The organism is Streptomyces sp. NBC_00659, from assembly GCF_036226925.1.
In the GTDB taxonomy this organism is placed as follows: Bacteria; Actinomycetota; Actinomycetes; order Streptomycetales; family Streptomycetaceae; genus Streptomyces.
Map to the genome: position 1 here is coordinate 1,857,733 of NZ_CP109031.1, position 24,906 is coordinate 1,882,638.

The following is a 24,906-nucleotide window of genomic DNA, read 5'->3' on the forward strand; positions in this document are numbered from 1 at the left end:
CCCCGGAGGCCGAGCGTGTACGGCGACTCAGAGACGATCCGCAGGATCCTGACCGAGCAGGGCGACACCTGGGCGATCGTCGGGCTCTCGTCGAACCAGCGCCGCGCGGCCCACGGCGTCGCCGACGTCCTCCAGCGCTACGGCAAGCGGATCGTGCCCGTGCACCCGAAGGCCGAGACCGTCCACGGGGAGCAGGGATACGCCTCTCTCGCGGACATCCCCTTCGAGGTCGATGTCGTCGACGTCTTCGTGAACAGTCACCTCGCCGGGCCGGTCGCGGACGAGGCGGTCGCCATCGGCGCCAAGGCCGTCTGGTTCCAGCTCGACGTGATCGACGAGGCCGCGTACGCGCGGACGCGTGCCGCCGGACTCGACATGGTGATGGACCGCTGCCCGGCCATCGAGATTCCGCGACTGGGCTGACGCGACGGGGCGGGGCGGCCCCGCTTCCGGCGGGTCCCGCCGACGGCTGGGGCCGACGCTGTTGACGGGGGGCGGCCCGCACCGGTTTCCTGCTCCGGTGCCCATTCTTCGTATCGAATCGCCGGACGACGAGGCCCGCCTCGCGGACTGGCAGCACGTCCACAACACGATCGTCCCGCCCGCCTCGATGTCGCTCGCCGAGGTGCGCGAGCGCGTCCGGCGCTACCGCCTGGAGGTCGCCTACCTCGGCGACGTCCTTGTGGGCTGTACGACCGTGCGTCCGCCCACCGGCGACAGCGCGACGGCGACCGTGATCGCGCGGGTGCTGGCCGAGCACCGCGGGCGGGGTCTCGGCGAGCAGCTGTACACACGCGGCCTGGAACAGGCTCGCTCGTCGGGGGCCCGGGTGATCGAGACCGTCGTCCTCGCGGCCAACGAGGACGGACTGCGCTTCGCCCGGCGACACGGTTTCACCGAGATCGAGCGCTACGTCCTCCCCGGCGAGACCGCCGAATGGGTCGACCTGAGACTGGGCTGAGCCCCGGGCGAGCCGGGTTCCGTCCGCGGAGACGAGAGCCGGCACGCCGGTCGTCGTCATCCGTACGGCTTCACGTGGGCCACGTTGCCTGACGCCTCGTCAAACAGCGTGTGACACGCAATGGTTGAGGGTTGTGGGCCCTCGTGCGTGCGGGCATCTCGACTCCGGCTCGCGTCGCCTTCGTCTCCGGTTCTCCCGCCGTACGCCTCCGATTGCTTCCATCGAGGAATGGACCACATCACGTCAGCGCGCTCCCTCGGCGCCGCGCGGTCGTGGTGGTGTACGGGATCCATTCGGCCGTTCCGTCGTTCCGGCGAAACGGCACGAACAAGGTGATCGGCGGACAATCGGAGCACGGGAAGAGGAGGGCCGGATGACGGAACTGCCGACAGGGATGCGGGTGGACTACACCGACCACGACGACCCCGTACTGATCCGGCCGGACGGCAGCCCGGTAAACACCTGGCGGGAGAACTACCCGTACGAGCAGCGCATGGAACGCAAGGAGTACGAGTGGCACAAGCGGCTCCAGCAGATCGAGCTGCTGAAGCTGCAGAGCTGGATCAAGGCGACCGGCCGACGGCTCGTCGTCGTCTTCGAGGGGCGCGACGCGGCGGGCAAGGGCGGCACGATCAAGCGGTTCACCGAGCATCTCAACCCGCGCGGCGCCCGCGTGGTGGCGCTGGAGAAGCCGACCGAGCGGGAGCGCGGGCAGTGGTACTTCCAGCGGTACGTGGAACACCTGCCGACCGCGGGCGAGATCGTGATGTTCGACCGGTCCTGGTACAACCGGGCGGGCGTGGAGCGGGTCATGGGCTTCTGCACCGACGACGAGTACCGGCGGTTCATGCGTCAGGCACCGGCCTTCGAGCGGATGCTGGTCGACGACGGCGTGGACCTGATCAAGTTCTGGTTCTCGGTCTCGCAGAGTGAGCAGCGCACCCGCTTCACGATCCGTCAGGTCGACCCGGTACGGCAGTGGAAACTGAGCCCCATGGACCTGGCCTCACTGGACCTCTGGGACGAATACACGGCGGCCAAGGTCGCGATGTTCCGCGAGACGGACACCACGCAGGCGCCCTGGTCCGTGGTGAAGAGCAACGACAAGAAGCGGGCCCGCGTCGAGGCCATGCGCAGCGTCCTCGCCCGCTTCGCCTACGCCGACAAGGACGAGGAGGTCGTCGGCAGCCCCGACCCGAGCATCGTGGGCGCGGCGGCGAACCTGCTGGAGGAGGGCGAGGACGACGCCACGTCCGCGATCGGCCACGCGGTCACGGGCGACGGCACGCTCACGCGCTGACGGCCGCGCCCCCGTCCGGACACGGCCGGACGCGGCCTCAGTCGTGCGCCGGGCGGTCGGAGAGCCGGTGGTCGGCCAGGCTCAGCGCCTCGTCGACCACCCGGCGCAGATGACCGTCGCCGAGCGAGTAGATCACCCGGCGCCCTTCCTTCCTCGTGTTCACGAGCCCGGCGAGACGGAGCCGGGCCAGGTGCTGGCTGACGGCCGGGCGGGCCGCTCCGCACCTCTCGGTCAGCGTCGTGACATCGGCCTCGCCACCGGTCAGGGCATGCAGCAGCGTGAGCCTGGTGCGGTCGGCGAGGAGGGCGAGAAGTTCGGCCGCGAGCGCGAACTGTTCCTCGCCGGGGGTGCGCGGGTGCGCATCGTGCGCAGGTGATAGGTGCATGCGTGCGCTCATACGCACATAATGGCCTCGTGGACACCAGCGCGTCCACTCCCGCGCACGGAAGGGGACGCACGTGAACGAGCGGCACGGCCACGACCATCACGGGGACGGCGGCCATGACCATCACCACGGGGGCGGTCGCGGCGGCGACCCCGGCGACAGCAACGGCAGTCACGGCGGCGGCAGCCACGGGGGCGAGGGCACCGGCGGGCGGGCACACCGTCACAGCCACCCGCACCCGGACGGGAACGGGCACGCTCACGCTCACGCCGACGAGGACGGCCACGGCCCGGGCCACGCCCATGCGCACCCCCCGGGCCGGCCGCACCCGCGCACGCGCACGCGTCCGGGGGGCCACAGTCACCCGCACGGCCACCGGAGCCGGCTGCGCCATCTCCTCACCCCGCACTCCCACGAAACGGCGGACAAGCTCGACTCCGCGCTGGAGGCGTCGGCCCGGGGCATGCGCGCGCTGTGGGTCTCTCTGGCCGTCCTCGGCACAACGGCCGTGGCGCAGGCGGCCGTTGTCGTACTGTCGGCGTCGGTCGCACTGCTCGGCGACACCGTGCACAACGCGGCCGACGCGCTGACCGCCCTGCCGCTCGGAGTCGCCTTCACTCTGGGCCGCCGCGCTGCGACACGGCGCTTCACCTACGGCTACGGGCGGGCGGAAGACCTGGCGGGCATCGTGATCGTGCTGACGATCGCGGCCTCCGGCGCCTTCGCGGCCTGGGCGGCGGTCGGCCGGCTGCTCGATCCGCAGCCCGTACGGCACCTTCCGGCGGTCGCGCTCGCCGCGCTCATCGGCTTCGCCGGCAACGAGTGGGTCGCCCGGTACCGCATCCGCGTCGGGCGCGAGATCGGCTCGGCCGCTCTGGTCGCGGACGGACTCCACGCCCGTACCGACGGGTTCACCTCACTCGCCGTACTGGTGGGCGCGGGCGGCGCGGCACTCGGGTGGCAACTCGCCGACCCGCTGGTGGGGCTGGCGATCACCGCCGCGATCCTGCTGGTGCTGCGCGATGCCGCCAGGGAGGTCTTCCGGCGCGTGATGGACGCCGTGGAGCCGGAATTGGTGGACCGGGCCGAGGAGGCACTGCGGCGGGTCGACGGCGTACGCGACGTGGGGGAACTGCGGCTGCGCTGGATCGGGCACAGGCTGCGCGCCGAGGTGGCGGTCGTGGTGGACGGCGAGGCGACCGTTCGCCACGCCCACGCCATCGCCGTGGACGCCGAACACGCTCTGCTGCACGCCGTCCCGAGGCTGACCGCCGCCCTGGTCCACGCCGATCCGGCCCCGGCACCCGGCGAGGCGGACCCGCACCGGACGCTGGCGCATCACGCCGCCGCGTGAACGGACAGCGGCTTCCGGCAGGATTCGCCTCACTGGCGGACCTACGTCATCCGGCGATGCCCAGGCCCTCCAGGACCACCGCGTTCGGCAGTTCCGCGAACGCCTTGCCCGGAACCAGGAGTTTGCCGCGCCGGCGGCCGCTGCCCACCAGTACGTACGGCAGCTCGACGACGGCCGAGTCGACCAACACCGGCCAGTCGCCGGGGAGTCCGACGGGGGTGATGCCGCCGTACTCCATGCCGGTCTCGCCGGTCGCGAGGTCCATCGGGGCGAACGAGGCCTTCCGGGCGCCCAGTTGACGGCGTACGACGCCGTTGACGTCGACGCGGGTGGCGGAGAGGACGAGACACGCGGCGAGCGTGGTCTCGCCGCCGCGCTTGCCCGCGACGACCACGCAGTTGGCGGACGTGTCGAGCAGCTCCTTGCCGTAGTGCTCGACGAAGACGGCGGTGTCGGCCCACTCGGGGTCCGTCTCGACGTAGACGATCTGCTCGGCGGGGGTGCCGCCGCGCCACCCGCGCACCGCGTCGGCGACGGGGCGGATGAGGTCGTCCAGGCGGTCGGGAGCCGGGAAGGCTTGGTCGAAGTGTCCGATGGGTGCGCGCATGACGGCACGCTAACAGCCCTGCGGACCCGCCCGGCGGGAAGCCGCCGCGCCCGCCGGGACCGGCCCGTCAGGGGCGGACCGGGCGACGTCGGGACAGGCCCCGTCAGAGGCGGACCGAGCGGCGCCGGGACAGGCCCCGTCAGAGGCGGACCGAGCGGCGCCGGGCCTCAGTGCACGAGCGGGACCGACACGGCCATGACCATCGCGACCGGGACCTCGCCCTTGTTGCCGTACGTGTGCGGGGTGTCGGCCTCGAACGACACGCTCGCCCCCTCGGGGACGCGGTGCTCGACGCCGTCGACGGTGAGGGTCAGGTCGCCCGAGATGACATGCACGAGTTCGACGGTGCCGGAGGGGTGCGGGTCCGAGGGACTGCCCTCGCCCGGCATGAGCCGCCAGTCCCACATCTCCAGCGGGCCGGGCGCCTCGGTGCCGGCCAGCAGCCGGTTGTAGCTGCCCGCTTCGGTGTGCCACAGCCGTACGGCCTGGTCGGCGGGGACGATCCTGACCCGGGGCCCCTGCTCGTAGTCGAGAAGGGTGGTGATGCTGACGCCGAGCGCGTCCCCGATCTTGACGACGGTACCCAGGCTGGGATTGGTCCTGGCCTGCTCGATCTGGATGAGCATGCCACGGCTGACTCCGGCGCGAGCGGCGAGCGCCTCCAGGGTGAAGCCCCGCTCGGTGCGCCAGCGCTTCACATTGCGCGCCAGGGATTGAGTCAGCAGGTCGAGATCCGCCACATTCCGTCCAATATTTTGAATGACAGAGTTCAATCCGGTGAACTATCGTGTGGTGCACCTGATCGTTCACCGAACTGTACTGCGAGGCCCCCGTGACAGCACTCTTCGCCCTGGCCACCAGCCTCCTGTGGGGCCTGGCCGACTTCGGCGGAGGTCTGCTGACCCGGCGCACCCCCGCTCTCACGGTGGTCGTCGTGTCCCAGTCGATCGCCGCGGTGGTCCTCGGCGCGATCGTCCTGGCCACCGGCGGCTGGAGCGCGGCGGGACCGCAGCTGTGGTTCGCGGTCGCCGCGGGCCTGGTGGGCCCGGTCGCGCTGCTCTCCTTCTACAAGGCGCTCGCGCTCGGGCCGATGGGCGTGGTCTCGCCGCTCGGCTCGCTTGCGGTGGCCGTCCCCATCGGCGTCGGCCTGTTCCTCGGGGAGCGTCCCGGACTGACGCAGGTCGCGGGCATCGCGGTCGCCGTCGCGGGGATCGTCCTCGCCGGCGGGCCCCAGCTGCGGGGCGCGCCCGTGCAGCGGCAGGCGATCCTGCTGACCCTGATCGCGGCCGCCGGCTTCGGCACGGTGTTCGCGCTGATCGCGGAAGCCTCGTCGTCGCTCACCGGGCTCTTTCTGGCACTGTTCGTGCAGCGCCTGACGAATGTCGTCACCGGCGGCGCGGCTCTGGCCTTTTCCGTCCGGCGCGGCGCCGCGGCCCTGCCCGAGGGCGGCTTCCCCTGGGCCTCCCTGCCCGCACTCGCCTTCGTGGGCCTGGCCGACGTCGCGGCCAACGGCACGTACTCGGTCGCCGCCCAGCACGGCCCGGTCACCGTGGCCGCCGTCCTCGCCTCGCTCTACCCGGTGGTCACGGCCCTGGCCGCGCGTGGCGTCCTCAGGGAACGGCTGCGAGGGGTGCAGGCCACCGGAGCGGCGCTGGCGCTGGTCGGCACGGTCCTGCTGGCGACCGGCTGAGCCGGCTCCGGCCGTTGGGACGCACCGCCGGGACGCGCCATCGGAACGCACCGCCGGGACCGCGGTCCGTCCGCGGCTCCGCGGTCAGGACTCGGCGCGGACGTCCCCCGACCGCGCGTGTACGTCCTGGGCCGCGTCCCGCGGGTCGAGGTCCAGCTCGGCGAGCCGCGCGACGGTCTCCTCGTCCAGTTCCGCGAGCGCCTGGAGCTGCTCGGGAGTCACGCCGTCGGGGATGGGCACCGGCGGCGGTGTGCGCAGCGGCGGCTGCCATCCGGCGACCGGATCCCACCGCCGGACGACCTTCGCGGGGGCTCCGGCGACGACCGAGTGGTCCGGCACCGATCCGCGTACCACCGCACCCGCGGCGACCACGACGTTCCGGCCGATCCGCGCGCCGGGAAGGATCACCGCGTTGGTCCCGATCCAGCAGCCGGGCCCGATCTCCACGGGCTCCATCCGCGGCCACTGCTTGCCGATGGGCTCGTGCGGATCGTCGTACGAGTGGTTCGTGGACGTGACGTACACGTAGGGCCCGAAGTAGCAGTCGTTGCCGATCGTGACCGTCGTGTCGGCGATGACATGGCTGCCGCGGCCGAGCACCACGCCGTCCCCGATGCGCAGGATCGGGTCGGGACCGAGGTCCAGATCGGGCATCAGGCCCGCGGTCAGCGTGACCTGCTCGGCGACGATGCAGTACGAGCCGAGGTGGATCCAGGGTTCACCGAAGACCGTGCCCAGGGGGAAGGCCAGCCTGGTGTTCTCCCCTATGGCACCGAAGCGGAAGCGGCCCGGCCGCTCGGCCGAGACCGTGCCCGCGCGCCGCACCCAGGCCCAGCCCGCGTGGACGGCCCGCTGCGCGAGGCGTCGCCGCCATGATGAGAACGTGTTCTTGCTCCTGGACACCCGCTCACGGTACTCAGCGCGGGGCATGCGGACGCGGCCGGGCGCCTGTGATCTTCGCCCCACCGGAGGTACCCGGGGGCGATGACATACGGTGCCGGTGTACTCAGAGGGCCGGACCACGAGACGACGAGACGGTGACACGGTGACGACGCATCAGGCGCTGATCAAGGGGATCGGCGGCAAGGATCCGCAGCTGGACGAGGAGGCGTTCGTCTCCCCCACCTCCGTGGTCATCGGAGACGTCACGCTGGGGGCGGGCGCGAGTGTCTGGTACGGCGCGGTGCTGCGCGCCGACTGCGGCCCGATCGTCATCGGCGCCGGCAGCAATGTGCAGGACAACTGCAGTCTGCATGTGGACCCCGGATTCCCCATCACCGTCGGGGAGCGGGTCTCGGTCGGCCACAACGCCGTCCTGCACGGCGCCACCGTGGAGGACGACTGCCTGATCGGCATGGGGGCCACGGTGCTCAACGGGGCCGTGATCGGGGCCGGCTCGCTCGTGGCCGCGCAGGCACTGGTCCCGCAGGGGATGCGGGTCCCGCCGGGCTCACTCGTCGCGGGTGTCCCCGCCAAGGTCAAGCGCCCGCTGACCGACGAGGAACGCGAGGGTCTCTCGCTGAACGGCGTCTTCTACGTGGAACTGGCGAAAGCGCACCGCGAGATCCACGAGTAGATCCCTGCTGCCCCGAGCCGCCCCGCGCCGCGCTTCCGGGCACTCGCACCGCGGGACCGTACGGGCAGCTTCGCTACTCGGCGGCGGGGACGGGCTCCGTCTCCGCCGTGGCGTGCTCCGTCGCGGTCTGCTTGGCCTTGCGGCGGACGATCAGCATCGAGGCGAGCCCGACGAGTACCGCGGCGACCAGGCCGAGGTACGAGAAGCGCTTGAGCCAGGACTCGGCGACGACGCCCACGTAGTAGATGACGGCGGTGGTGCCGCCGGCCCAGATGATGCCGCCGAGGACGTTGGCGATCAGGAACTTCCAGTACGGCATCCGCAGCACACCGGCGAGCGGTCCCGCGAAGATCCGCAGCAGGGCGATGAAGCGGCCGAAGAAGACGGCCCACATGCCCCACTTCTGGAAGGAACGCTCGGCCGTGGCGACATGGGCCTCGCCGAAGTGTCTGGGGAACTTCGCGCCGAGCCAGGCCAGCAGCGGGCGTCCGCCCTTGCGGCCGATGGCGTAGCCGATGGAGTCGCCGACGATCGCCCCGATGCTGGCGCAGGCGCCGAGGATGAACGGGTTGATGCCCTCGTGCTGCGAGGAGAGCAGCGCCGCCGAGACCAGGACGATCTCCCCGGGCAGCGGGATACCCAGGCTCTCCAGGCCGATGACCAGGCCCACGAGCGCGTAGATACTGACCGCAGGCACCGTCTCGAGCCAGTCCTGGACGTGCAACGCCGGTTCCTCCCGTTTCGGTGTACGTGACCCGGGCGACCGCGTTTCGCGTTTCGCGTGATCACCGAGGTGCGCTTCCCCGGAGCGCCCGCCAAAGAGACTACCTGCTCGTCCTGAACAGCGGCCCGGACGTGGGACGCGTCACGTCCGCCGCCTCCAGCTCTCGTAGTGGTCGAGCAGGGTCTCCTCGACAGGTCGGTAGGTGATCCCCAGTTCCCGCACGCTGCGGCTGTTGTCCACGCGGAACCGGATGCCGAGGTGCTTGCGGATGTAGTCCTGGGTCAGTCCGAACGCCGGACCGAGGATGCGGACAGGCCAGTGCGGAAGCGCGGTGCGGGGCAGCCGGAGGGCTCGGGGGTACCGGCCCCGGATGACGCGTGCCATGTCGTGGAAGGACGTCATCGTCTCGGCCGCCACGATGTACCGGCCCTTGGCGCCGTCGTGTTCCGCCGCCGTGATGTGCGCGTCCGCGACCTCGCGGACGTCCGCCGTGGTGAAGCTGAAATCGGGTGCGCCGTAGAAGAACCAGCCCTTGAACAGTTCGTCCAGCAGGAACAGGCTGCCGGATTCCGACGCGGGGGTGAGCGACGGGCCGAGGACCAGACCGGGGTTGACGGACACCAGGCGCCAGCGGTCCTGGGCCGCCTCCGCCTCCCAGGCCGCGCGTTCCGCGAGCGTCTTCGCGTAGTGGTACGGGTTGTTCTCGACCGTGCTGGTGGTGTTGAAGTACTTCTCCGACAGGACACCGCCGTCCATGCTCCGCACGTCGACGTAGTCGCCGAAGATCGCGCCGACGGTGGAGGTGAGGACCAGTTTCCCGACCGTCGGTGTCCGTTCCACCCCGGCCAGCACATTGCGTGTGCCGAGCAGCGCCGGGTCGACCATGTCCCGGCGGCCGTCCTTGATCTTCTCCGGCATCAGGAACGGCGACGCCACGTGGAAGACCACGCCGCAGCCGCTCATCGCCGCGTCGAAGGACCCGTCGGCCAGCAGATCCGCCTCGAACAGCGTGAGCCTGCCGGGAAAGGCCTCCTGCATCTCCCGGAGCGGCGACACCTTCGCCGTGTCGGCGGTCGTTCGTACGGTGGTGTGGACCCGGTAGCCCCGTTCCAGCAGCCGCCGCACCAGATGGCTTCCGACGAAGCCGCTGCCACCGGTCACCAGAACGGCACCCCGCCCGCGTACACCCACGCCCGTACTCCTCGATCCCGGTACCCGACTCTGGCTTTCGGGCGGTGCGCGCGCACCGCCCGAAAGCCAGAGTCGGGCATGGACGGCCGGAAGGGAACAGACGCTCTAGGACAGAGGCTTGAGAAAGTCCCGTACGGGCAGGGCGCGGTCGACGACGCGGGTGTCGCCGATCCAGCCGTAGAAGCCCTGACCGAAGCTCTCGTCGAACTGGGTGGCACCGATGACGAAGGGCTTGCCGAGCGTCGCGATCCCGGTGGACGGCTGTGCGGGGTTGCGGGCGATCTTCGAGCCGTCGACGTAGAGCACGGTACGACGGCCGTCGTTCACGACCGCGACATGGGTCCAGCGGCCCACCGGGAGCGCGTGGCTCCACGAGGTCGGGTCGGCGTCCTGCCGCTCCGGATACACGACGAACTGCAGGAACCGCTCCGGCGACAGATTGAGGCTGCAGGTGGGCTCCAGCGGAGACCAGCCGGTCGTCTTGCCCGCGGCGCCGTTGCGGCCCTCCCAGCTCAGGATGCCCATCCAGGAGTGGTCGCCCTCGAAGGGATCCGGCAGTTTGATGAACGTCTCGATGGTGTAGCCCCGGGTGAACCTCGCACTGTTCAGGGCGGCCCCGGCGCGCGTCGTGAGGATGGCGCCGCGGTCGGGGCTCTTCCCGCCGTCGAAGCGGAGACTGGCGTGGGCGGGCTGGCCCGGATGGTGGTCCGCCGACCAGGTCAGGACGGCCGGGCTACTCGCGTGCAGCCGGCTCACGGTCAGGTCGTTCCCGTGGCCCGTGAGGTCCCGTACGACGGTGCCGTCCTCGACGGGAGCACCCGGCGCCGTCCCGGAGTCGTCGAAGCGCCAGTAGGCCACCGTTCCGTGCGGCATCACCGCGGAGGCGGGGCGCGGCTTCGGCGGGACGACGGGCGCGAAGCCCTCGAAACGCTCGTCGAAGTCGATGCTCAGGCTGAACCGGTCGACAGGGCCGCTCAGTTCGATCGTCTCGGCCTCCAGCGGGGTCCGCTTCTCCGGGTCGCGGGCGAGGAACCACGGCGCGAACGTCTCGACGTCGATGACGCCCCTGGCCAGGTCGAAGGAGTAGGTGCGGATCATCCCGGCGCCGCCGTAGTAGCGGTCCTGGTAGTTGGTGATGTGGACGTGGACATCGTTGTCGTCGTCGTTGGTCAGGACCGTGCGCCCTGGCGGCCAGTAGTGGCCGCCGAGGGCGAGGAAGATCTGGTCGTTGCCCCGGACGAGCCCGTCCCACAGGCGCTTGCCGTTGTCGGAGAGCCGGGCCTTTCCGTCGTCGTCCGACCACGCGATGTCGTGTGTGGTGAGGACGGCGGGAAGCGTCGGATGAGCGTCCAGGACACTCTGGGCCCAGCGCAGCCCCTTGTCCGACACCCGCCAGTCCAGGGCGAGCACCAGCCACTCCCGGCCGGCGGCGCGCAGCACGTGGTAGCTGTTGTAGCCGTCGGGAGAGGCACCGCGGAAGGTGGGCATGGAGGCGTAGCGCTCGGGGCCGAACGCGGCCAGGTAGGCCGTGGCTCCGCGCTGGTCGTCGGTGGACGAGGGAATGTCGTGGTTGCCGGCCAGGACGCTGTAGGGGACCTTGCCGTGGAGGGTGCGGAAGGTGTCGGCGGCGCGTCCGATCTCGTCCTCGGTGCCGTGTTCGGTGACATCGCCGAGGTGCGTCATGAAGGCGATGTTGGCCTCGGCCCGCTCCGCCACGAGGTACCGGAAGGTCTCCCGCAGCGGCTCCGGGTCCGCGCTGTCGGCGTCGAAGAGGTACTGCGTGTCGGGAAGCACGGCCAGCGCGAAGCGCGGGCTCTCGGTGTCGAACCGGCCTCCCCCGCCCGTGGTCGCGGCCCGTGCCGGGGCCGTCGTGAAGGCCGCCGTCGCCGCGCCGGCCGCCGGGACGGCGACCGCCGCGCGCAGCAACGCCCGTCTGTCCGGCCCGTTCTGCTGTCCTGCCGTGCCCATGTGCCCTCCAGGTGAGCGGGATCGGTGTCAGGGGGCACGCTGGTGACCGGCCATGACCGGGCGGTGGCAGCGAGCTGAACGACGCGTTGTGATCGCCGCACGATTGACGTCCGGCACGCCGGGGCGGCGGACGACCGGATCGCGCACACACTCTGCACCGCCGGAACACCCTTTGACAGCAAGGGAGTTGATAGAAAGGATCACCGACTTGCGTCCCGCCGTTCCCACAAGGAGCCCGATGTGACCGTGACCGCCGACGACATCTACGCGATGGCCCCCTACGCCAGGACCCTGGGCGTCCGCTTCACGGCTCTGTCCGCCGAGGGAGTGGACGCCGAACTCGATTTCGTGCCCGAACTGTCCACTGTGGGAGGCGGGTTGCACGGGGGCGCCCTGATGGGCCTGGCCGACGTCGCCTCGGCGGTGTGCGCCGCGCTGAACGGCCCCGCGGGCGCGGTCCCGGCCACCACCACCTCGACCACGCACTTCCTGCGGCCGGTACTCGAGGGAGGCGCGTACGCGAAGGCCCGGGTGCTGCGGGTGGGACGCGACACGGCGGTCGTGGAATGCGACATCGAGGACGACAGGCACCGGCTCTGCACACGAGTCACCCAGACGGTGAGCATACGAGTGCCGCGCGGCTGAACGGGCACCCGACGGTTCAGAACCCTGATCGGCTCACACCGCCGTCTCCGGGTGAGCTACGGCTGGTCGAGTGTGCCCTCGAGCACCTTGTCCTTGTCGAAGTCGCCGTCGTCGTCGAGCCAGCCGAGGTCGCCCATGGCCGCGTTGACGACGAGCACGTCGTAGTCGTCGCCCTTCACGCCGTCACAGGCGGAGGGCTTGCCTCTCCCATCCGCCTGGTACTGAGCGACGAGGGCTCTCTGGCATCCCTTGACGATGTCGTCGTAAGACGGCCGGCTGATCCAGTAAACGCTTCCACCGACGGCGAGGGCACCTGCGACGGCGGCGGCCAGGATCAGGGTGCGGCGCTTCGTCGCGGTCGGCTTCGGTACGACGGGGGGCGGGGTGTCGGGCATCGGTGGCAACTGGTTCGTCATGGCTATCCCCAAGTTGTGCGGATTCGGGATGCTAGCGACGGTGGAGCGGCTCCGGCTGCCGGTTGGCCGGGTTGCACCGAAACGAGGAACGTGCGGATCTCTGCGCACATGACGCCCGGGACGGACGGCCGAGGGCGCGCCGCGATGGGTGCGGGCTCGCAGCCGGTCCGTAAAAGGTCACCCTGGCTGCCCCCTGAGGCTCGTCGTGAACCTCAAGGGAGCCAGGATTTCACAGGCCGCCGAGTCAGCCGTTCGGGCGAAGGGTCCAGACGACCGTCATCTCGCCGGTCACCGCGCCGTCGCCGCGCCGGATGGCGATGGCGACCGGGAACTCGGGGCGCTGGCCGGCGTCGAGCTCGGCGACGACGTCTGCGGCGGGCCGCCCGAGCGTGGCGGTGGCCGTGACGGGGCCCATCGCGAGCTTCTTGTACGCGATCTCGGCGCTGACCGCGAGCGGCACGGCGCGGGAGAGCTGGTCCCCGAAGGCGGCGAGCACGATGGCCCCGCTCGCCGACTCGCCCAGCGTGAACATGGCTCCGGCATGCGGTCCGCCGACATGGTTGTGGAAGTCACCCTGGTCCGGGAGCGCCACAACGGCCTTCTCCGGAGTGGTCTCCACGAACTCGAGGTTCAGGGTCCGGGCCATCGGCACGGTCGCGGCGAGCATCTCGCCGATCGTCATCTGGTCTGCGCTCATACCGCGAGGTTACCCATGAGTAGCAATCCTTGACCAGCCCCTCCGCACGGCATCGAAGCCGGGGCGGCACCGAGAGCCTGAGCCGCACACCGGTCGGCACCGCGGTGGGCACCGTTCTGGGCACTGCGGTGGGCACTCCGGTACAGGCCTGACGAAACGCGGTGACAGAAACGTTTCACAGGCGCCGCTAACGTGACTGCCCATGTGGCCAGGACAGCAGCCGCCCGGAGGCGAGCAGACCCCGCAGGGACAGACCCCACAGGGACAGCACCCGCACGGGCAGAACCCGTACCAGCAGCCGGGGTACCAGCAGCCGAACCCGTACCAGCAGCCCGGATACCAGCAGCCGGGCCCGTACGGACAGCAGCCGGAGCGGCCGCAGCAGCCCGGTGCCTACGGAACGCAACCCGGGCAGCAGCCGTGGGACGCGGCCGCCACCGCGGGCCCACCCGTGCCGCCGCGGGGGAACGGGAACCGGACGAAGGTGATCGCCGTCGTGGCGGCCACCGCCGTGGTCGTGGCCGCCGGGGTGACCGGCGCCGTCCTGCTCGGCGGCGGGAAGGAGGACCGGGCCGGCGACGGCGACAAGGGCGCGGGCTCGAAGCCCCCGGCGAGTGCCCCGAAGAGCCCGGACGCCTCCCCCTCCGACGGCGATCCGCGCGGCGGGGCCGCCGAGCAGCCGACCGTCCCCGGCTGGAAGGTCGTCGTCAACCCCAAGTGGGGCACGGCCTTCGACGTCCCCGCGGACTGGGAGGTGGGCTCACCGGGCACGTCGATCGGGTTCGAGAAGCACGACGCGAAGGCCGACGACAAGCCGCTGATCATGATGTCGGCTCCCGCCTACTTCAAGTCCAAGTGGTGCACCACCGACGGCGACAAGGACGGCCGCACGGAGGACACCGCGCTCGGCGCCGCGGGCACCAAGGGCGCGAGCGGAGCGAAGAGTACCGACGAGGTCGCCGTGAACCAGGTCCCCTGGTGGGTGTTCGGCGGCTACACGCAGCCGGACAAGAAGAGTCTGACCTTCGACAAGAAGACCCGGCCGTACACCACGGACTCGGGCATCACGGGGAGCGTCGCCTGGGCCAGGTCCAAGAACACGCCCCGGAAGGGGAAGTGCGCGAGCGACGGCAAGGCCGTCACGTTCGGATTCAAGAACTCCGCCGGCGACTTCGTGGCGTGGAATCTCTACGGGGCCACGGGCGTCCAGGACGAGATCCCCGACGCGACCGTCTTGAAGATCCTGAGCACCGTCCGCCTGCACGGTGACCCGACGGAGTCCTGACCCGGCATCAGACGCGTGCCGATCCGGGATCAATGGGACAAGTTGCCTGATGGTGCGGTCGTTTCGGGGACCGCCGTGGCACCCGGGTCACAGGCCCCTCTATCGTTACCAGCCATGTGGCCAGGACAGCAGCCGCCCGGGGGCGAGCAGAACCCGCAGGACCAGAACCCGTATCAGCAGCCGGGTTACCAGCAGCCGAATCCGTATCAGCAGCCCGGATACCAGCAGACGGGGTATCCGCAGCCCGGCCCGTACGGACAGCAGCCGGGGCAGCCGCAGTGGGGAGCGCCGTCGGATCCCCTCGGCCCGCCCCAGGTGCCCGGCGGCAACGGCGGTGACGGCAACAAGACGAAGATCACCGCGATCGTCGCGGCCCTTGCCGTCGTGATCGCCGCCGGGGTCACCGGTTTCCTCGTCCTGGGCGGAGACGGCGACTCGGACGACAAGGCCGGCGGGGACACCTCCAAGTCCCCGAAGGCGTCCGCCTCCACGTCGGCGAGCGCGAGCGAGGCCAACCCGCGCGGCGGCGACGGCGAGAAGGCGACGATCGACGGCTGGAAGGTCGTGGTGAACCCGAAGTGGGGCACCGCCTTCGACGTGCCGCCGGAATGGAACATCGGCAGTTCCGGCACCTTCATCGGCTTCGAGGACGACAAGAAGGGCGACGGCTCCGTGCTCATCGGCATGTCCGCGCCCGCGTTCCTCAAGGAGAAGTGGTGCACGTCCGACGCGAACAAGGACGGCCGCACCGAGGACACCTCGCTCGCCGCCGCCGGCACGAAGGGTCAGAGCGGCGCCAAGAACACCGACGACGTGGCGCGCAACGACTCGGCGTGGTGGGTCTTCGGCGGCTACACCGACCAGAAGGACGCTTCGAAGAAGCTGCTGAAGATCGGCAAGCCCGAGGCGTACACCACGGCCTCGGGCATCGAGGGCAGCGTCGCGACAACGTACTCCAAGGGTGTCGCCAAGAAGGGCAAGTGCGACTCCGACGGCAAGGCGACCACCTTCGCCTTCAAGAACTCGGCGGGCGACTTCGTGTCCTGGACCCTCTACGGCGCCAAGGGTGTCTCGGAGGAGATCCCGGACGCGACCGTGAAGAAGATCCTCAGCACCGTACGGCTGCACGGCGAGCCGACGGGTTCCTGAGCCCCCGGCCGAGGCGCGCGACTGCGGGCACAGCCTCCGGTCCCCGGCCGGAACGGAGTCCCGGCTGAGCGGAGCCTGTTCCGCCGCCGCTGCCGTCGGCGCACACGACGGACAGGGGTGCCGGCGCGCGTACGGCCGGGGCCGGGTGGGCCGGTCGGCGTATACGTGCCGGTGCCGGGCGGCGTGAGCGCCCGGAAGGGTGTTCAAAACGGGTTTGGCAAGTCGGGCACCGGGCGGCGATAGTCTCCCGGTGACCTCAGCCGCCGACCTCGCCCGACCCTCCCGCCGCCCCTCCTGGGCGGGCCGGAACTACACCCTCCTGACCGCCGCCGCGGTCGTCACCAACCTGGGCAGCCAGGGCGCGCTGATCGCCGCGGCGTTCGCGGTGCTCGGAGCGGGCGGCGACGGAGGCGACGTCGGCCTGGTGGCCGCGGCGCGCACGCTGCCGCTGGTGCTCTTCCTGCTGATCGGCGGAGCGGTCGCGGACCGGCTGCCGCGGCATCGGGTGATGGTCGCGGCCAACGCCCTCAACTGTGTGTCGCAGGCGGCGTTCGCCGTACTGGTCATCTCCGGCGATGCACGGCTGTGGCAGATGATGCTGCTGTCCGCGCTCGGCGGCACCGGGCAGGCCTTCTTCAACCCGGCCGCCGAGGGCATGCTCATGTCCTCCGTCCGCGGTGAGCAGGCGAGCCGCGCGTTCGCGATGTTCCGGATGGCGATGCAGGGCGCGGGTCTCGGCGGCGCGGCCCTGGGCGGCGCGCTGGTGGCCGTGATCGGACCGGGCTGGGTGCTCGCCGTGGACGCGGTCGCCTTCGCGGTCGCCGGTGCGCTGCGTTGCTTCCTCGACGTGAGCCACATACCGCCGCGTGAACCGGGCGGCGGTCTGCTCGCCGACCTGCGCGACGGCTGGCACGAATTCGTCGGACGGCCCTGGCTGTGGACGATCGTCGCGCAGTTCTCCGTGGTGGTCGCGGTCGTCGGAGCCGCGGACGCGGTCTACGGTCCGCTGGTCGCCCGGGACAGCCTCGGCGGGCCGGGACCCTGGGGTCTGGCGCTCGGCGCGTTCGGCGCCGGGACCGTGGGCGGCGCGCTGCTCATGACCCGCTGGAAGCCCCGTCGCCTGCTGCTCGCGGGCACCTTGTGCGTCTTCCCGCTCGCGGCACCCGCCGCCGCGCTCGCGGTCCCCCTGCCGGTGGGACCGCTGTACGCCGTGATGTTCGTCAGCGGTCTGGCGATCGAGGTCTTCGGTGTGTCGTGGATGACGGCGCTCCACCAGGAGATCCCCGAGGACAAGCTCTCACGGGTCTCGGCGTACGACTGGTTCGGCTCGATCGCGATGGTCCCGCTTGCCACGGCGCTGGCGGGCCCGGCGGAGCAGGCCTTCGGCCGGACGCCCGCGCTGTGGGGCTGCGCGACGCTCGTCGTGGTGGTCACCGCGGCGGTGCTGTGCGTCCCGGACGTCCGGAATCTGACACGGCGCTCCCGGTCGGTGGCGCAGGGCGCCCCCGCCGCGGTGTCCGCCACGGAGCACGCGTCAGCCGATGCTGAAGGACCCGCCGGGCGGCTCGGGTGACGGAACCGCGTCCTCGTCGCGCACCGGAGCGGCCCCACCGATGAAGTCCCGCAGCGCGGGGCCGTGTTCGACGCGGGCCGGAAAGGCGTCGGCGGCGGTACGACGGGCCAGGGCTGCCGTGTCGAGCGGGTGGTGGGAGGCCACGAGCACGGCGTTGCCGAAACGCCGCCCGCGCAGCACACCGGGCTCGGCGATGAGGGCGATCTCCTCGAACACCGTGGAGAACGTGGCGAGCTGGGAGCGCAGAAAGGCGAAGGGCGCCGCGTCCGCGAGGTTGGCGAGGTAGACACCGCCGGGGCGCAGCACGCGCTCGGCGGCGTTCGCGTAGGCGGTGGACGTCAGATGTGCCGGTACGCGCGAGCCGCCGAAGACGTCCGCGATCAGGATGTCCGCGGAGCCGGGGGCGGCGGCCTCGATCCAGGCGCGGGCGTCGGCGTGGTGCAGTGCGATGCCCGTGCCGCCGGGTACCGGCAGACACTCGCCGATCATGGCCAGCAGTCCCTGGTCCGCCTCGATCACGTCCTGGCGTGAACCGGGCCGGGTGGCCGCGACGTAGCGGGGCAGGGTGAGCGCCCCGCCGCCCAGGTGCAGGACGTCCAGAGCGCGTCCCGGTTCCGCCACCGTGTCCAGCACGTGCCCGAGCCGCCGGGTGTACTCGAACTCCAGGTGCGTCGGTTCGTCCAGATCGACGTACGACTGGGGTGCGCCGTCCACGGTCAGCAGCCATGCCCGCTCGCGGTCCACGTCGGGCATCAGCTTGGCGGTCCCGTGCTCCACGGCCCGCATCACGGGTATCGGCTCGTTCACGGGTCCATTGTGCGGTACCGGCAACATCACGAAAGTGCGGCGCCGACGGCGGCACGAACGGGTGCCCGCCCTCTCGGGGCGGGCACCCGCGTCGCCGTACCGGGCCGGGCGTCAGCCGACCGACGTCACCGTCCCGGCGCCGACCGTGCGGCCGCCCTCACGGATCGCGAAGCCGAGGCCCGGCTCCAGCGGCACCTCACGGCCGAGCTCGACGGTCATGACGACGGTGTCGCCGGGCCGGGCGACGGCCTGCTCGCCGAGGTCGACGTCGCCGACCACGTCCGCGGTGCGGATGTAGAACTGCGGCCGGTACCCGGTGGAGACCGCTGTCGTACGGCCGCCCTCGCGCGTCGACAGGACGTAGACCCGCGCCGTGAAGCGACTGCTGGGCACGACGCTGCCGGGCGCGGCGACGATGTGTCCGCGGCGGACCGCGTCGCGGGGCACACCGCGCAGCAGCAGCGCCACGTTGTCGCCGGCCTGCGCCTCCTCCATGGGCTTGCCGAAGGTCTCCAGGCCGGTGACCACCGTGTCGACGCCGGCGCCGAGCACCTCGACGCGGTCGCCGACACGGATCGTGCCGCGCTCCACGGCACCGGTGACGACCGTTCCACGTCCGGTGATGGTGAGCACGTTCTCGACCGGCATCAGGAACGGCGCGTCGAGATAGCGCTCGGGCATGGGCACGTAGGTGTCCACGGCGTCGAGCAGCGCGTCGATCGCGGCCGTCCACCGGGGGTCCCCCTCGAGGGCCTTGAGGCCGGACACCCGTACGACGGGTACCGAGTCGCCCCCGTAGCCCTGCGAGGAGAGCAGCTCGCGGACCTCCAGCTCCACGAGGTCGGTGAGCTCCTCGTCGCCCGCGTCGGCCTTGTTCAGGGCGACGACGATGTGGTCGACACCCACCTGCCGGGCCAGCAGCACGTGTTCGGCGGTCTGGGGCATGATCCCGTCCAGCGCGGACACGACGAGGATCGCCCCGTCGAGCTGGGCCGCGCCGGTGACCATGTTCTTGACGTAGTCGGCGTGACCCGGCATGTCCACGTGCGCGTAGTGCCGGGTGTCGGTCTCGTACTCGACGTGCGCGATGTTGATGGTGATGCCGCGGGCGGCCTCCTCCGGCGCCCGGTCGATGCGGTCGAACGGGACGAAGGTGCCGGAACCCCGCTCGGCGAGGACCTTGGTGATGGCGGCGGTCAGGGTGGTCTTCCCGTGGTCGACGTGACCCATGGTGCCGATGTTCAGATGCGGTTTGGTGCGCACGTAAGCGGTCTTGGGCATGACTGTTCCTCGAAGCCTCTTCGGTGTCAGCGGAGCTGAGTGATGGCCCCGGCGCGTTCCGGCCGGGACGGGGACCCCCAGGAGTTACCGACCCTCCCCCTGCGGGGTCCGCCGGACGATCCGGGAAGGGTCAGCTTCGGGCGCCGTCGACGGCTGCCGTGATGATCTGGACGGCAGCCTTCGGCGCGTCCGCGACTGCGGATGCTGCGAGGAGGAAGGCGTACCGGAACATGAGGAGATCATCTCCGACGTGTCCCGCCGCGTCGAACGATTTTCGGTGCCCCGCGGACCGGTGTGACACGAGGGGCGTCGGCGGTCTCAGGGACCGATGTTCTTGAGCGCCTCACGCACGGACAGCGGCGCGAGTCCCGCCCGCTGCGCGGCGACGAAGTCCCGTACGGCGCCCGGGTCGGTCTTGGCGTATTCGCGCAGACACCATCCGATGGCTTTGCGGATGAAGAAGTCGGGATGGCCGGACTGCCGGACGCAGTACGCGAAGAGCCGCCCGGTGTCGGTGGCCTCCTTGTACCGGAGCTGATGGAGCAGCGCCGTACGGGCGATCCACAGATCGTCGTCCTCGATCCAGGCGTCCATGTCGGTGCGCAGGCGCGGGTCGGCGGCCACCATGCCTCCGACCACGTGCGCGGCGAGCGCGTCGACGGTGTCCCACCAGGAGACGGTGGAGACGAGATGCCTGGCCACCGGCAGGAAGTCCGACGACAGGCGTGTCACATGGCGGCGCAGACAGTCGACGGCGAAGTACTGGTACTCGCGTTCCGGCAGTCGCCAGCAGCGCAGGGCGAGCGCGGCGCAGTCCCGCTCGTCGGGCCGGGCGGTGTCCAGGAGCACGGTGCGGGACAGGGTGCGGCGCTCGGGTGTCGTCAGCCCGAGGAAGGGGGCGATGTCCTTCATGTAGGCGCGCATCGACGCGGCCCGCCGTGGGTCGGCCGCCGCCGGATACACGGTCGTGAGGCGCTCCAGGAGAGTGTCCGCGAGCACGCTGTCCGGCACGTCGAACCGCGCACCCGACGTTCCGGAAGCTGTGACGCCCATGAGACGAACCATACGGCGATCACACACACGCGTCGGCTAGTGTCACCGGAATGCTCGATGCCACCACCCGCTCTGGGGGCACCGCCACGGCCACTCCCCAGGCCGCCGCCACGGAGCTCACCGTCGCCGCCGACCCGGTCGGCGGCCCGGAGATCTCCGTCGCCGCACCCGCGGTCCCGACCGCCGTACGCGCCTACCCTGCCTCCCGCTTCCTGAGAGCGCTGCTCTCGCCGTGGTCGCGGCTCTCGCTGCTGGTCGTGCTGCTCGCGGCGGCGGCGTCGAGTGTGCTTCTCTTCGATCCGCAGCGACTGCTCGCCGACGGCTGGCCGCCCCAGCTCGGCGGCGCCGCGGCGGCCGTCACGTTCACCGTGGCGTACGGGCTGTGCACGGTCGCCTTCGTGCCCCGGCCGCTGCTCAATCTGGCGGCCGGAGCCGTGTTCGGCTCCCAACTGGGGCTGGGAACCGCGATGGCGGGCACGGTGCTCGGCGCGGGGGCCGCTTTCGGGCTCGGCCGGATCCTCGGGCAGGACGCGCTGCGGTCGCTGCTACGGGCCCGCTGGCTGAAGGCGGCGGACGGCCAGCTCAGCCGGCACGGCTTCCGCTCGATGATGGCGGCCCGGCTGTTCCCCGGTGTGCCGTTCTGGGCGGCGAACTACTGCGCGGCCGTGTCCCGCATGGGCTGGCTGCCCTTCCTGGCCGCGACGGCGCTCGGCTCGATCCCGAACACCGCCGCGTACGCCGTCGCCGGCGCCCGCGCGTCGTCACCGACCTCCCCGGCGTTCCTGATCGCGATGGCCTTGATCACGGTCCCGGCCCTGGTCGGAACGGTGGTGGCCTGGCGCAAGCGCCACCACCTGCGCGGCCGCTGAGGCACGCACGGCGCCGGTACGCCGGAACGAGCGCGCCCGCTACGGACGCACGGCTTCCAGGATCATCGCGTTCGCCAGTCCGCCCGCCTCGCACATCGTCTGCAGCGCGTAGCGGGCACCCCGGGCGCGCATCGCGTGGACGAGGGTCGTGGTCAGGCGGGTGCCGCTGGCGCCGAGCGGGTGCCCGATCGCGATCGCTCCGCCGTGCACGTTGACCTTGGACAGGTCGGCACCCGTCTCCTGCTGCCAGGCGAGAACGACGGCGGCGAAAGCCTCGTTCACCTCGAAGAGGTCGATGTCACCGAGGTCGAGACCGGCCTTGCGCAGCACCTTCTCGGTGGCCGGGACGACGCCGGTGAGCATCAGCAGCGGATCGGAACCGGTGACGGCGAAGCTGTGCAGCCGGGCGACGGGCCGCAGGCCGAGGCGGGCGGCGGTCTCGCTCGACGTGATGAGCACGGCGGAGGCGCCGTCGTTGACCGGGCTCGCGTTCCCGGCCGTGACGGACCAGTCGATCTGCGGAAAGCGCTCGGCGAAGCCCGGGTCGTAGTACGCGGGCTTCAGCCCGGCGAGTATCTCGGGGGTGCTGCCGGGGCGGACGCTCTCGTCCCGGACCAGGCCTTCCAGGGGCGCGACCTCCGCGTCGAACAGGCCGCCGTCCCAAGCCTGTGCCGCCTTCAGGTGCGAGCCGATCGCGAAGGCGTCCATCCGTTCGCGGGCGATGCCCCACTTGGCAGCGATGAGCTCGGCACTGATGCCCTGGGGCACCAGGCCCTCGGGGTAGCGCTCCGCGACCCCGGGCCCGAAGGGGTCCGCGCCCGCCGGCACGTTGGACCACATCGGCACACGGCTCATCGATTCCACGCCGCAGGCCACGACCATGTCGTACGCCCCCGACATGACGCCCTGCGCGGCGAAGTGCACCGCCTGCTGCGACGAGCCGCACTGGCGGTCCACGGTGGTCGCGGGGACCGTCTCGGGGAATCCCGCGGAGAGCACGGCGTAGCGGGTGGTGTTCATGGCCTGCTCGCCGACCTGGTCGACGGTGCCGCCGATGACGTCGTCGATCAGCGCCGGGTCGATCCCGGAGCGCTCGACGAGCGCGCGGAGGGTGTGGGCGAGGAGTTCCACCGGGTGGACGTGGGCGAGCGAACCGTTCGGCTTGCCCTTGCCCACGGGGGTGCGTACGGCTTCGACGATCACGGCGTCACGCATCGGATGCCTCTCAGGTCGGTCGGATCTCTGAGGTCGAGGAACCGGCGACCGGGCGGGGCCGGCCACCGAAGCAAGTGAGTTGGATTTCCAAACCCACTAAGTGACCCAAGAGTAACCCAGTGAGTTGGAACATCCAACCCACCTTCGTAGACTGGCGGCATGAAGGACCCCCGCCCCTGCTCGATCGCCGCGACACTCGCCCTCGTCGGGGAGAAGTACTCCCTGCTGGTCCTGCGTGAGGTGTCGCTCGGCGCCACGCGCTTCGACCAGCTGGCACGCAACATCGGCGCTCCTCGCGACGTGCTGACCGCCAGGCTGAAGCGCCTCGTCGACGCCGGGCTGCTGGAGAAGGCGGAGTACAGCGACCGTCCCAAGCGCTACGAGTACCGGCCCACGCCGGCGAGCCTCGAACTGGGACCCGTCCTGCTGATGCTGATGTCCTGGGGGGACCGGTACCTCCAGGAGGGCGGCTTCCGGCCCATGGTGCTGGAGCACACCTGCGGCCACGAACTGGTCCCCCAGGTCGTCTGCCGGGAATGCGGCGAGCAGGTCCGGCACGAGTCACTCACCTCCCACCCCCAAGTCCCGGGCTGGACGGTGACGGGCCCCGTGCCGGAGTAGCCACCGCACCCCGAAACCCCCCATGGCCGGGCTGTCACCGGCGGCGGTTAGGCTTCCCTCAGCGTCCACGATCGCCTTCCACCGTGATCGGGCGTGCCCATCTCCCTTTCCGCGATCAGCACTTGGACCACGTAACTTCATGTCTTGGTTTCAATCCCTCGTCCTCGGGCTCGTCCAAGGGCTGACCGAATTCCTTCCCGTCTCCTCCAGCGCGCATCTGCGGCTGACCGCCGCCTTCGCGGGCTGGGACGACCCCGGTGCGGCGTTCACCGCGATCACGCAGCTCGGCACGGAGGCCGCGGTGCTGATCTACTTCCGCAAGGACGTGGGCAGGATCCTGTCGGCGTGGTTCCGCTCGCTCACCAACAAGGCGATGCGCCGCGACCACGACGCCCAGATGGGGTGGCTGGTGATCGTCGGCTCGATCCCGATCGGGGTGCTCGGGGTCACGCTCAAGGACCAGATCGAGGGGCCGTTCCGCGATCTGCGGGTCACCGCCACCATGCTGATCGTGATGGGCATCGTCATAGGCATCGCCGACCGGCTCGCGGCCCGCGACGAGTCGGGCGGCAGGCACCGGGCGGCCAAGCAGCGCAAGGGACTCGAGGACCTCAGCACCCGGGACGGCCTGCTGTACGGCGTCTGCCAGGCCATGGCCCTGGTCCCCGGCGTCTCCCGGTCCGGCGCGACCATCAGTGGCGGCCTGTTCATGGGTTACAGCCGTGCGGCGGCGGCCCGCTACTCCTTCCTCCTCGCCATGCCGGCCGTCCTCGCCTCCGGAGTCTTCGAACTCAAGGACGCGGCCGCCGAGGGCCATGTCTCCTGGGGGCCCACCGCCTTCGCGACGGTCATCGCCTTCGCGGTCGGATACGCCGTCATCGCGTGGTTCATGAAGTTCATCTCCCACAAGAGCTTCATGCCGTTCGTCTGGTACCGGATCGTCCTCGGCTTCGTCATCATCGGCCTGGTCGGCACCGATGTCCTCAGCCCCCACGCGGCCGAGTCGTCCGGCTGAGCGGAGCGCTGATCGCCGCTCCCCGAGGGAGGTCCGAGGTCGTATGCCCGCTGACGACGCGACGGTCGCCGGTGCGGTGATCGTGCACGCCGGGCGCGTGCTGATGATGCGCCGAAGCGTGCCCGCGGGTTCGGTTCTCTGGACGTTCCCGTCGGGGAAGGTCGAGGCGGACGAGTCTCCGTCGGAAGCCGCGGCCAGAGAGGCCCTGGAGGAGACGGGGGTCACCGTGGAGCCGGGGCCGCTGCTCGGCGAGCGCGTACATCCGGTGACCGGTTGGCGGGTGGTCTACGTCGCCTGCCGTCTGGTGTCCGGTGAAGCGCGGGCGGCCTCTCCGCGGGAGGTGGCGGAGGTCACCTGGGCACGGCTCGGGGACCTTCACCGGCTGGTTCCGGATGGCGTTTTCGAGCCCGTGCGGAAGTACCTCTCCGACGTGCTGCCGCACTGAAACGGCGCTCCAGGTACCCGTCGTGCCGCGGCGACCGGAGCGGTAGGCCGTCTGGCCGAACGCTTCTGCGGTTCGTGTT

Annotated in this window: 27 protein-coding genes; 14 read left to right on the forward strand and 13 right to left on the reverse strand. The window is 71.2% G+C overall.

Features of this window, described 5'->3' with window-relative positions; all coding sequences use genetic code 11:
• Positions 1-15 precede the first annotated feature (15 nt).
• From OG410_RS07900 to ppk2, 3 genes are all read left to right on the forward strand, one after another.
• A complete protein-coding gene (locus OG410_RS07900; RefSeq protein ID WP_329298477.1) occupies positions 16-423 on the forward strand; it encodes a CoA-binding protein in 408 nt (135 codons plus the stop codon).
• A gap of 97 nt (positions 424-520) precedes the next feature.
• Positions 521-961 (forward strand): GNAT family N-acetyltransferase, encoded by a 441-nt coding sequence (locus tag OG410_RS07905; protein WP_329298478.1) that lies wholly within the window; start codon positions 521-523, stop codon positions 959-961.
• 373 nt (positions 962-1,334) lie between these two features.
• A complete protein-coding gene (ppk2, locus tag OG410_RS07910) occupies positions 1,335-2,261 on the forward strand; it encodes a polyphosphate kinase 2 (protein ID WP_329298479.1) in 927 nt (308 codons plus the stop codon).
• Between the two features lie 37 nt (positions 2,262-2,298).
• Here the strand turns inward: ppk2 and OG410_RS07915 are convergent, their stop codons facing one another.
• Positions 2,299-2,658 carry an ArsR/SmtB family transcription factor gene (locus OG410_RS07915; protein WP_326789076.1) on the reverse strand — a complete coding sequence of 120 codons (360 nt, stop codon included), beginning with the start codon at positions 2,656-2,658 and terminating at the stop codon, positions 2,299-2,301.
• 61 nt (positions 2,659-2,719) lie between these two features.
• On the opposite strand from OG410_RS07915, the gene OG410_RS07920 reads away from it, so the two are divergent.
• Positions 2,720-4,000, forward strand: coding sequence for a cation diffusion facilitator family transporter (locus OG410_RS07920; protein WP_329298480.1), 1,281 nt, complete (start codon positions 2,720-2,722; stop codon positions 3,998-4,000).
• 46 nt (positions 4,001-4,046) lie between these two features.
• Here the strand turns inward: OG410_RS07920 and OG410_RS07925 are convergent, their stop codons facing one another.
• Both OG410_RS07925 and OG410_RS07930 read right to left on the reverse strand, forming a co-directional pair.
• Positions 4,047-4,607, reverse strand: coding sequence for a YbaK/EbsC family protein (locus OG410_RS07925; protein WP_329298481.1), 561 nt, complete (start codon positions 4,605-4,607; stop codon positions 4,047-4,049).
• Between the two features lie 167 nt (positions 4,608-4,774).
• Positions 4,775-5,347, reverse strand: a complete 573-nt coding sequence (locus tag OG410_RS07930) for a helix-turn-helix domain-containing protein (protein WP_329298482.1) — start codon at positions 5,345-5,347, stop codon at positions 4,775-4,777.
• 92 nt (positions 5,348-5,439) lie between these two features.
• On the opposite strand from OG410_RS07930, the gene OG410_RS07935 reads away from it, so the two are divergent.
• On the forward strand, positions 5,440-6,297 hold the full coding sequence (locus OG410_RS07935) for a DMT family transporter (RefSeq protein WP_329298483.1): 858 nt from the start codon (positions 5,440-5,442) through the stop codon (positions 6,295-6,297).
• Between the two features lie 84 nt (positions 6,298-6,381).
• On the opposite strand, the gene OG410_RS07940 is transcribed toward OG410_RS07935, so the two are convergent.
• Positions 6,382-7,200: an acyltransferase gene (locus tag OG410_RS07940; protein ID WP_443063724.1), complete on the reverse strand. Its 819-nt coding sequence runs from the start codon at positions 7,198-7,200 to the stop codon at positions 6,382-6,384.
• A 142-nt stretch (positions 7,201-7,342) separates the two neighbouring features.
• Between OG410_RS07940 and OG410_RS07945 the strand changes: the two genes are divergently transcribed.
• The gene (locus tag OG410_RS07945) at positions 7,343-7,873 is read left to right on the forward strand and encodes a gamma carbonic anhydrase family protein (RefSeq protein ID WP_328454854.1); all 531 of its coding nucleotides are present in this window, start codon (positions 7,343-7,345) and stop codon (positions 7,871-7,873) included.
• Between the two features lie 73 nt (positions 7,874-7,946).
• Here OG410_RS07945 and OG410_RS07950 read toward each other — a convergent pair whose 3' ends face one another.
• The 3 genes from OG410_RS07950 to OG410_RS07960 all read right to left on the reverse strand — a co-directional run bounded on the left by OG410_RS07950 (position 7,947) and on the right by OG410_RS07960 (position 11,756).
• Positions 7,947-8,597 (reverse strand): DedA family protein, encoded by a 651-nt coding sequence (locus tag OG410_RS07950; protein ID WP_329298485.1) that lies wholly within the window; start codon positions 8,595-8,597, stop codon positions 7,947-7,949.
• A 141-nt stretch (positions 8,598-8,738) separates the two neighbouring features.
• Positions 8,739-9,788: an NAD-dependent epimerase/dehydratase family protein gene (locus OG410_RS07955; RefSeq protein WP_329298486.1), complete on the reverse strand. Its 1,050-nt coding sequence runs from the start codon at positions 9,786-9,788 to the stop codon at positions 8,739-8,741.
• Positions 9,789-9,893: 105 nt separating this feature from the next.
• The gene (locus OG410_RS07960) at positions 9,894-11,756 is read right to left on the reverse strand and encodes a LamG-like jellyroll fold domain-containing protein (RefSeq protein ID WP_329298487.1); all 1,863 of its coding nucleotides are present in this window, start codon (positions 11,754-11,756) and stop codon (positions 9,894-9,896) included.
• Between the two features lie 240 nt (positions 11,757-11,996).
• On the opposite strand from OG410_RS07960, the gene OG410_RS07965 reads away from it, so the two are divergent.
• Positions 11,997-12,401: a PaaI family thioesterase gene (locus OG410_RS07965; RefSeq protein WP_329298488.1), complete on the forward strand. Its 405-nt coding sequence runs from the start codon at positions 11,997-11,999 to the stop codon at positions 12,399-12,401.
• A gap of 56 nt (positions 12,402-12,457) precedes the next feature.
• Here the strand turns inward: OG410_RS07965 and OG410_RS07970 are convergent, their stop codons facing one another.
• Together OG410_RS07970 and OG410_RS07975 are read right to left on the reverse strand one after the other, a co-directional pair.
• Complete coding sequence (locus OG410_RS07970; RefSeq protein ID WP_329298489.1) at positions 12,458-12,817, reverse strand: hypothetical protein; 360 nt, start codon at positions 12,815-12,817, stop codon at positions 12,458-12,460.
• A 244-nt stretch (positions 12,818-13,061) separates the two neighbouring features.
• Positions 13,062-13,499 (reverse strand): DUF4442 domain-containing protein, encoded by a 438-nt coding sequence (locus OG410_RS07975; protein WP_329304053.1) that lies wholly within the window; start codon positions 13,497-13,499, stop codon positions 13,062-13,064.
• 217 nt (positions 13,500-13,716) lie between these two features.
• On the opposite strand from OG410_RS07975, the gene OG410_RS07980 reads away from it, so the two are divergent.
• The 3 genes from OG410_RS07980 to OG410_RS07990 all read left to right on the forward strand — a co-directional run bounded on the left by OG410_RS07980 (position 13,717) and on the right by OG410_RS07990 (position 17,521).
• Complete coding sequence (locus OG410_RS07980) at positions 13,717-14,799, forward strand: hypothetical protein (RefSeq protein ID WP_329298490.1); 1,083 nt, start codon at positions 13,717-13,719, stop codon at positions 14,797-14,799.
• A 114-nt stretch (positions 14,800-14,913) separates the two neighbouring features.
• On the forward strand, positions 14,914-15,948 hold the full coding sequence (locus OG410_RS07985) for a hypothetical protein (protein ID WP_329298491.1): 1,035 nt from the start codon (positions 14,914-14,916) through the stop codon (positions 15,946-15,948).
• Positions 15,949-16,198: 250 nt separating this feature from the next.
• Positions 16,199-17,521 carry an MFS transporter gene (locus tag OG410_RS07990; RefSeq protein ID WP_329298492.1) on the forward strand — a complete coding sequence of 441 codons (1,323 nt, stop codon included), beginning with the start codon at positions 16,199-16,201 and terminating at the stop codon, positions 17,519-17,521.
• Here OG410_RS07990 and OG410_RS07995 read toward each other — a convergent pair.
• From OG410_RS07995 to OG410_RS08005, 3 genes are all read right to left on the reverse strand, one after another.
• Positions 17,483-18,328: a spermidine synthase gene (locus OG410_RS07995; RefSeq protein WP_329298493.1), complete on the reverse strand. Its 846-nt coding sequence runs from the start codon at positions 18,326-18,328 to the stop codon at positions 17,483-17,485. The two genes, OG410_RS07990 and OG410_RS07995, sit on opposite strands and share 39 nt — an antisense overlap.
• A gap of 111 nt (positions 18,329-18,439) precedes the next feature.
• Positions 18,440-19,609: an elongation factor Tu gene (gene tuf / locus OG410_RS08000; RefSeq protein ID WP_329298494.1), complete on the reverse strand. Its 1,170-nt coding sequence runs from the start codon at positions 19,607-19,609 to the stop codon at positions 18,440-18,442.
• A 318-nt stretch (positions 19,610-19,927) separates the two neighbouring features.
• Complete coding sequence (locus OG410_RS08005) at positions 19,928-20,662, reverse strand: DNA alkylation repair protein (protein ID WP_329298495.1); 735 nt, start codon at positions 20,660-20,662, stop codon at positions 19,928-19,930.
• Between the two features lie 50 nt (positions 20,663-20,712).
• Between OG410_RS08005 and OG410_RS08010 the strand changes: the two genes are divergently transcribed.
• The gene (locus OG410_RS08010; RefSeq protein WP_329298496.1) at positions 20,713-21,531 is read left to right on the forward strand and encodes a TVP38/TMEM64 family protein; all 819 of its coding nucleotides are present in this window, start codon (positions 20,713-20,715) and stop codon (positions 21,529-21,531) included.
• A 39-nt stretch (positions 21,532-21,570) separates the two neighbouring features.
• On the opposite strand, the gene OG410_RS08015 is transcribed toward OG410_RS08010, so the two are convergent.
• Complete coding sequence (locus tag OG410_RS08015; protein ID WP_326789058.1) at positions 21,571-22,746, reverse strand: thiolase family protein; 1,176 nt, start codon at positions 22,744-22,746, stop codon at positions 21,571-21,573.
• A 159-nt stretch (positions 22,747-22,905) separates the two neighbouring features.
• Here OG410_RS08015 and OG410_RS08020 point away from each other — a divergent pair, with 159 nt between their 5' ends.
• The 3 genes from OG410_RS08020 (at position 22,906) to OG410_RS08030 (ending at position 24,827) form a co-directional block, all read left to right on the forward strand.
• Positions 22,906-23,367, forward strand: coding sequence for a winged helix-turn-helix transcriptional regulator (locus OG410_RS08020; protein ID WP_329298497.1), 462 nt, complete (start codon positions 22,906-22,908; stop codon positions 23,365-23,367).
• Between the two features lie 139 nt (positions 23,368-23,506).
• Positions 23,507-24,382, forward strand: a complete 876-nt coding sequence (locus tag OG410_RS08025) for an undecaprenyl-diphosphate phosphatase (RefSeq protein WP_329298498.1) — start codon at positions 23,507-23,509, stop codon at positions 24,380-24,382.
• Between the two features lie 43 nt (positions 24,383-24,425).
• Entirely contained in the window at positions 24,426-24,827 is a 402-nt protein-coding gene (locus OG410_RS08030; RefSeq protein WP_329298499.1) for an NUDIX hydrolase, read from the forward strand.
• Positions 24,828-24,906 lie beyond the last annotated feature (79 nt).

Bases quoted from the DNA above. Each gene is read 5' to 3' on its own strand.
- OG410_RS07985 (WP_329298491.1), top strand. From the start codon at position 14,914: ATGTGGCCAGGACAGCAGCCGCCCGGGGGCGAGCAGAACCCGCAGGAC.
- OG410_RS07960 (WP_329298487.1), bottom strand. From the start codon at position 11,756: ATGGGCACGGCAGGACAGCAGAACGGGCCGGACAGACGGGCGTTGCTG.
- OG410_RS08025 (WP_329298498.1), top strand. From the start codon at position 23,507: ATGTCTTGGTTTCAATCCCTCGTCCTCGGGCTCGTCCAAGGGCTGACC.
- OG410_RS07925 (WP_329298481.1), bottom strand. From the start codon at position 4,607: ATGCGCGCACCCATCGGACACTTCGACCAAGCCTTCCCGGCTCCCGAC.
- OG410_RS08005 (WP_329298495.1), bottom strand. From the start codon at position 20,662: ATGGGCGTCACAGCTTCCGGAACGTCGGGTGCGCGGTTCGACGTGCCG.
- OG410_RS08015 (WP_326789058.1), bottom strand. From the start codon at position 22,746: ATGCGTGACGCCGTGATCGTCGAAGCCGTACGCACCCCCGTGGGCAAG.
- OG410_RS08010 (WP_329298496.1), top strand. From the start codon at position 20,713: ATGCTCGATGCCACCACCCGCTCTGGGGGCACCGCCACGGCCACTCCC.
- OG410_RS07980 (WP_329298490.1), top strand. From the start codon at position 13,717: ATGTGGCCAGGACAGCAGCCGCCCGGAGGCGAGCAGACCCCGCAGGGA.
- ppk2 (WP_329298479.1), top strand. From the start codon at position 1,335: ATGACGGAACTGCCGACAGGGATGCGGGTGGACTACACCGACCACGAC.
- tuf (WP_329298494.1), bottom strand. From the start codon at position 19,609: ATGCCCAAGACCGCTTACGTGCGCACCAAACCGCATCTGAACATCGGC.
- OG410_RS08030 (WP_329298499.1), top strand. From the start codon at position 24,426: ATGCCCGCTGACGACGCGACGGTCGCCGGTGCGGTGATCGTGCACGCC.
- OG410_RS07975 (WP_329304053.1), bottom strand. From the start codon at position 13,499: ATGACGATCGGCGAGATGCTCGCCGCGACCGTGCCGATGGCCCGGACC.
- OG410_RS07915 (WP_326789076.1), bottom strand. From the start codon at position 2,658: ATGAGCGCACGCATGCACCTATCACCTGCGCACGATGCGCACCCGCGC.
- OG410_RS08020 (WP_329298497.1), top strand. From the start codon at position 22,906: ATGAAGGACCCCCGCCCCTGCTCGATCGCCGCGACACTCGCCCTCGTC.
- OG410_RS07970 (WP_329298489.1), bottom strand. From the start codon at position 12,817: ATGACGAACCAGTTGCCACCGATGCCCGACACCCCGCCCCCCGTCGTA.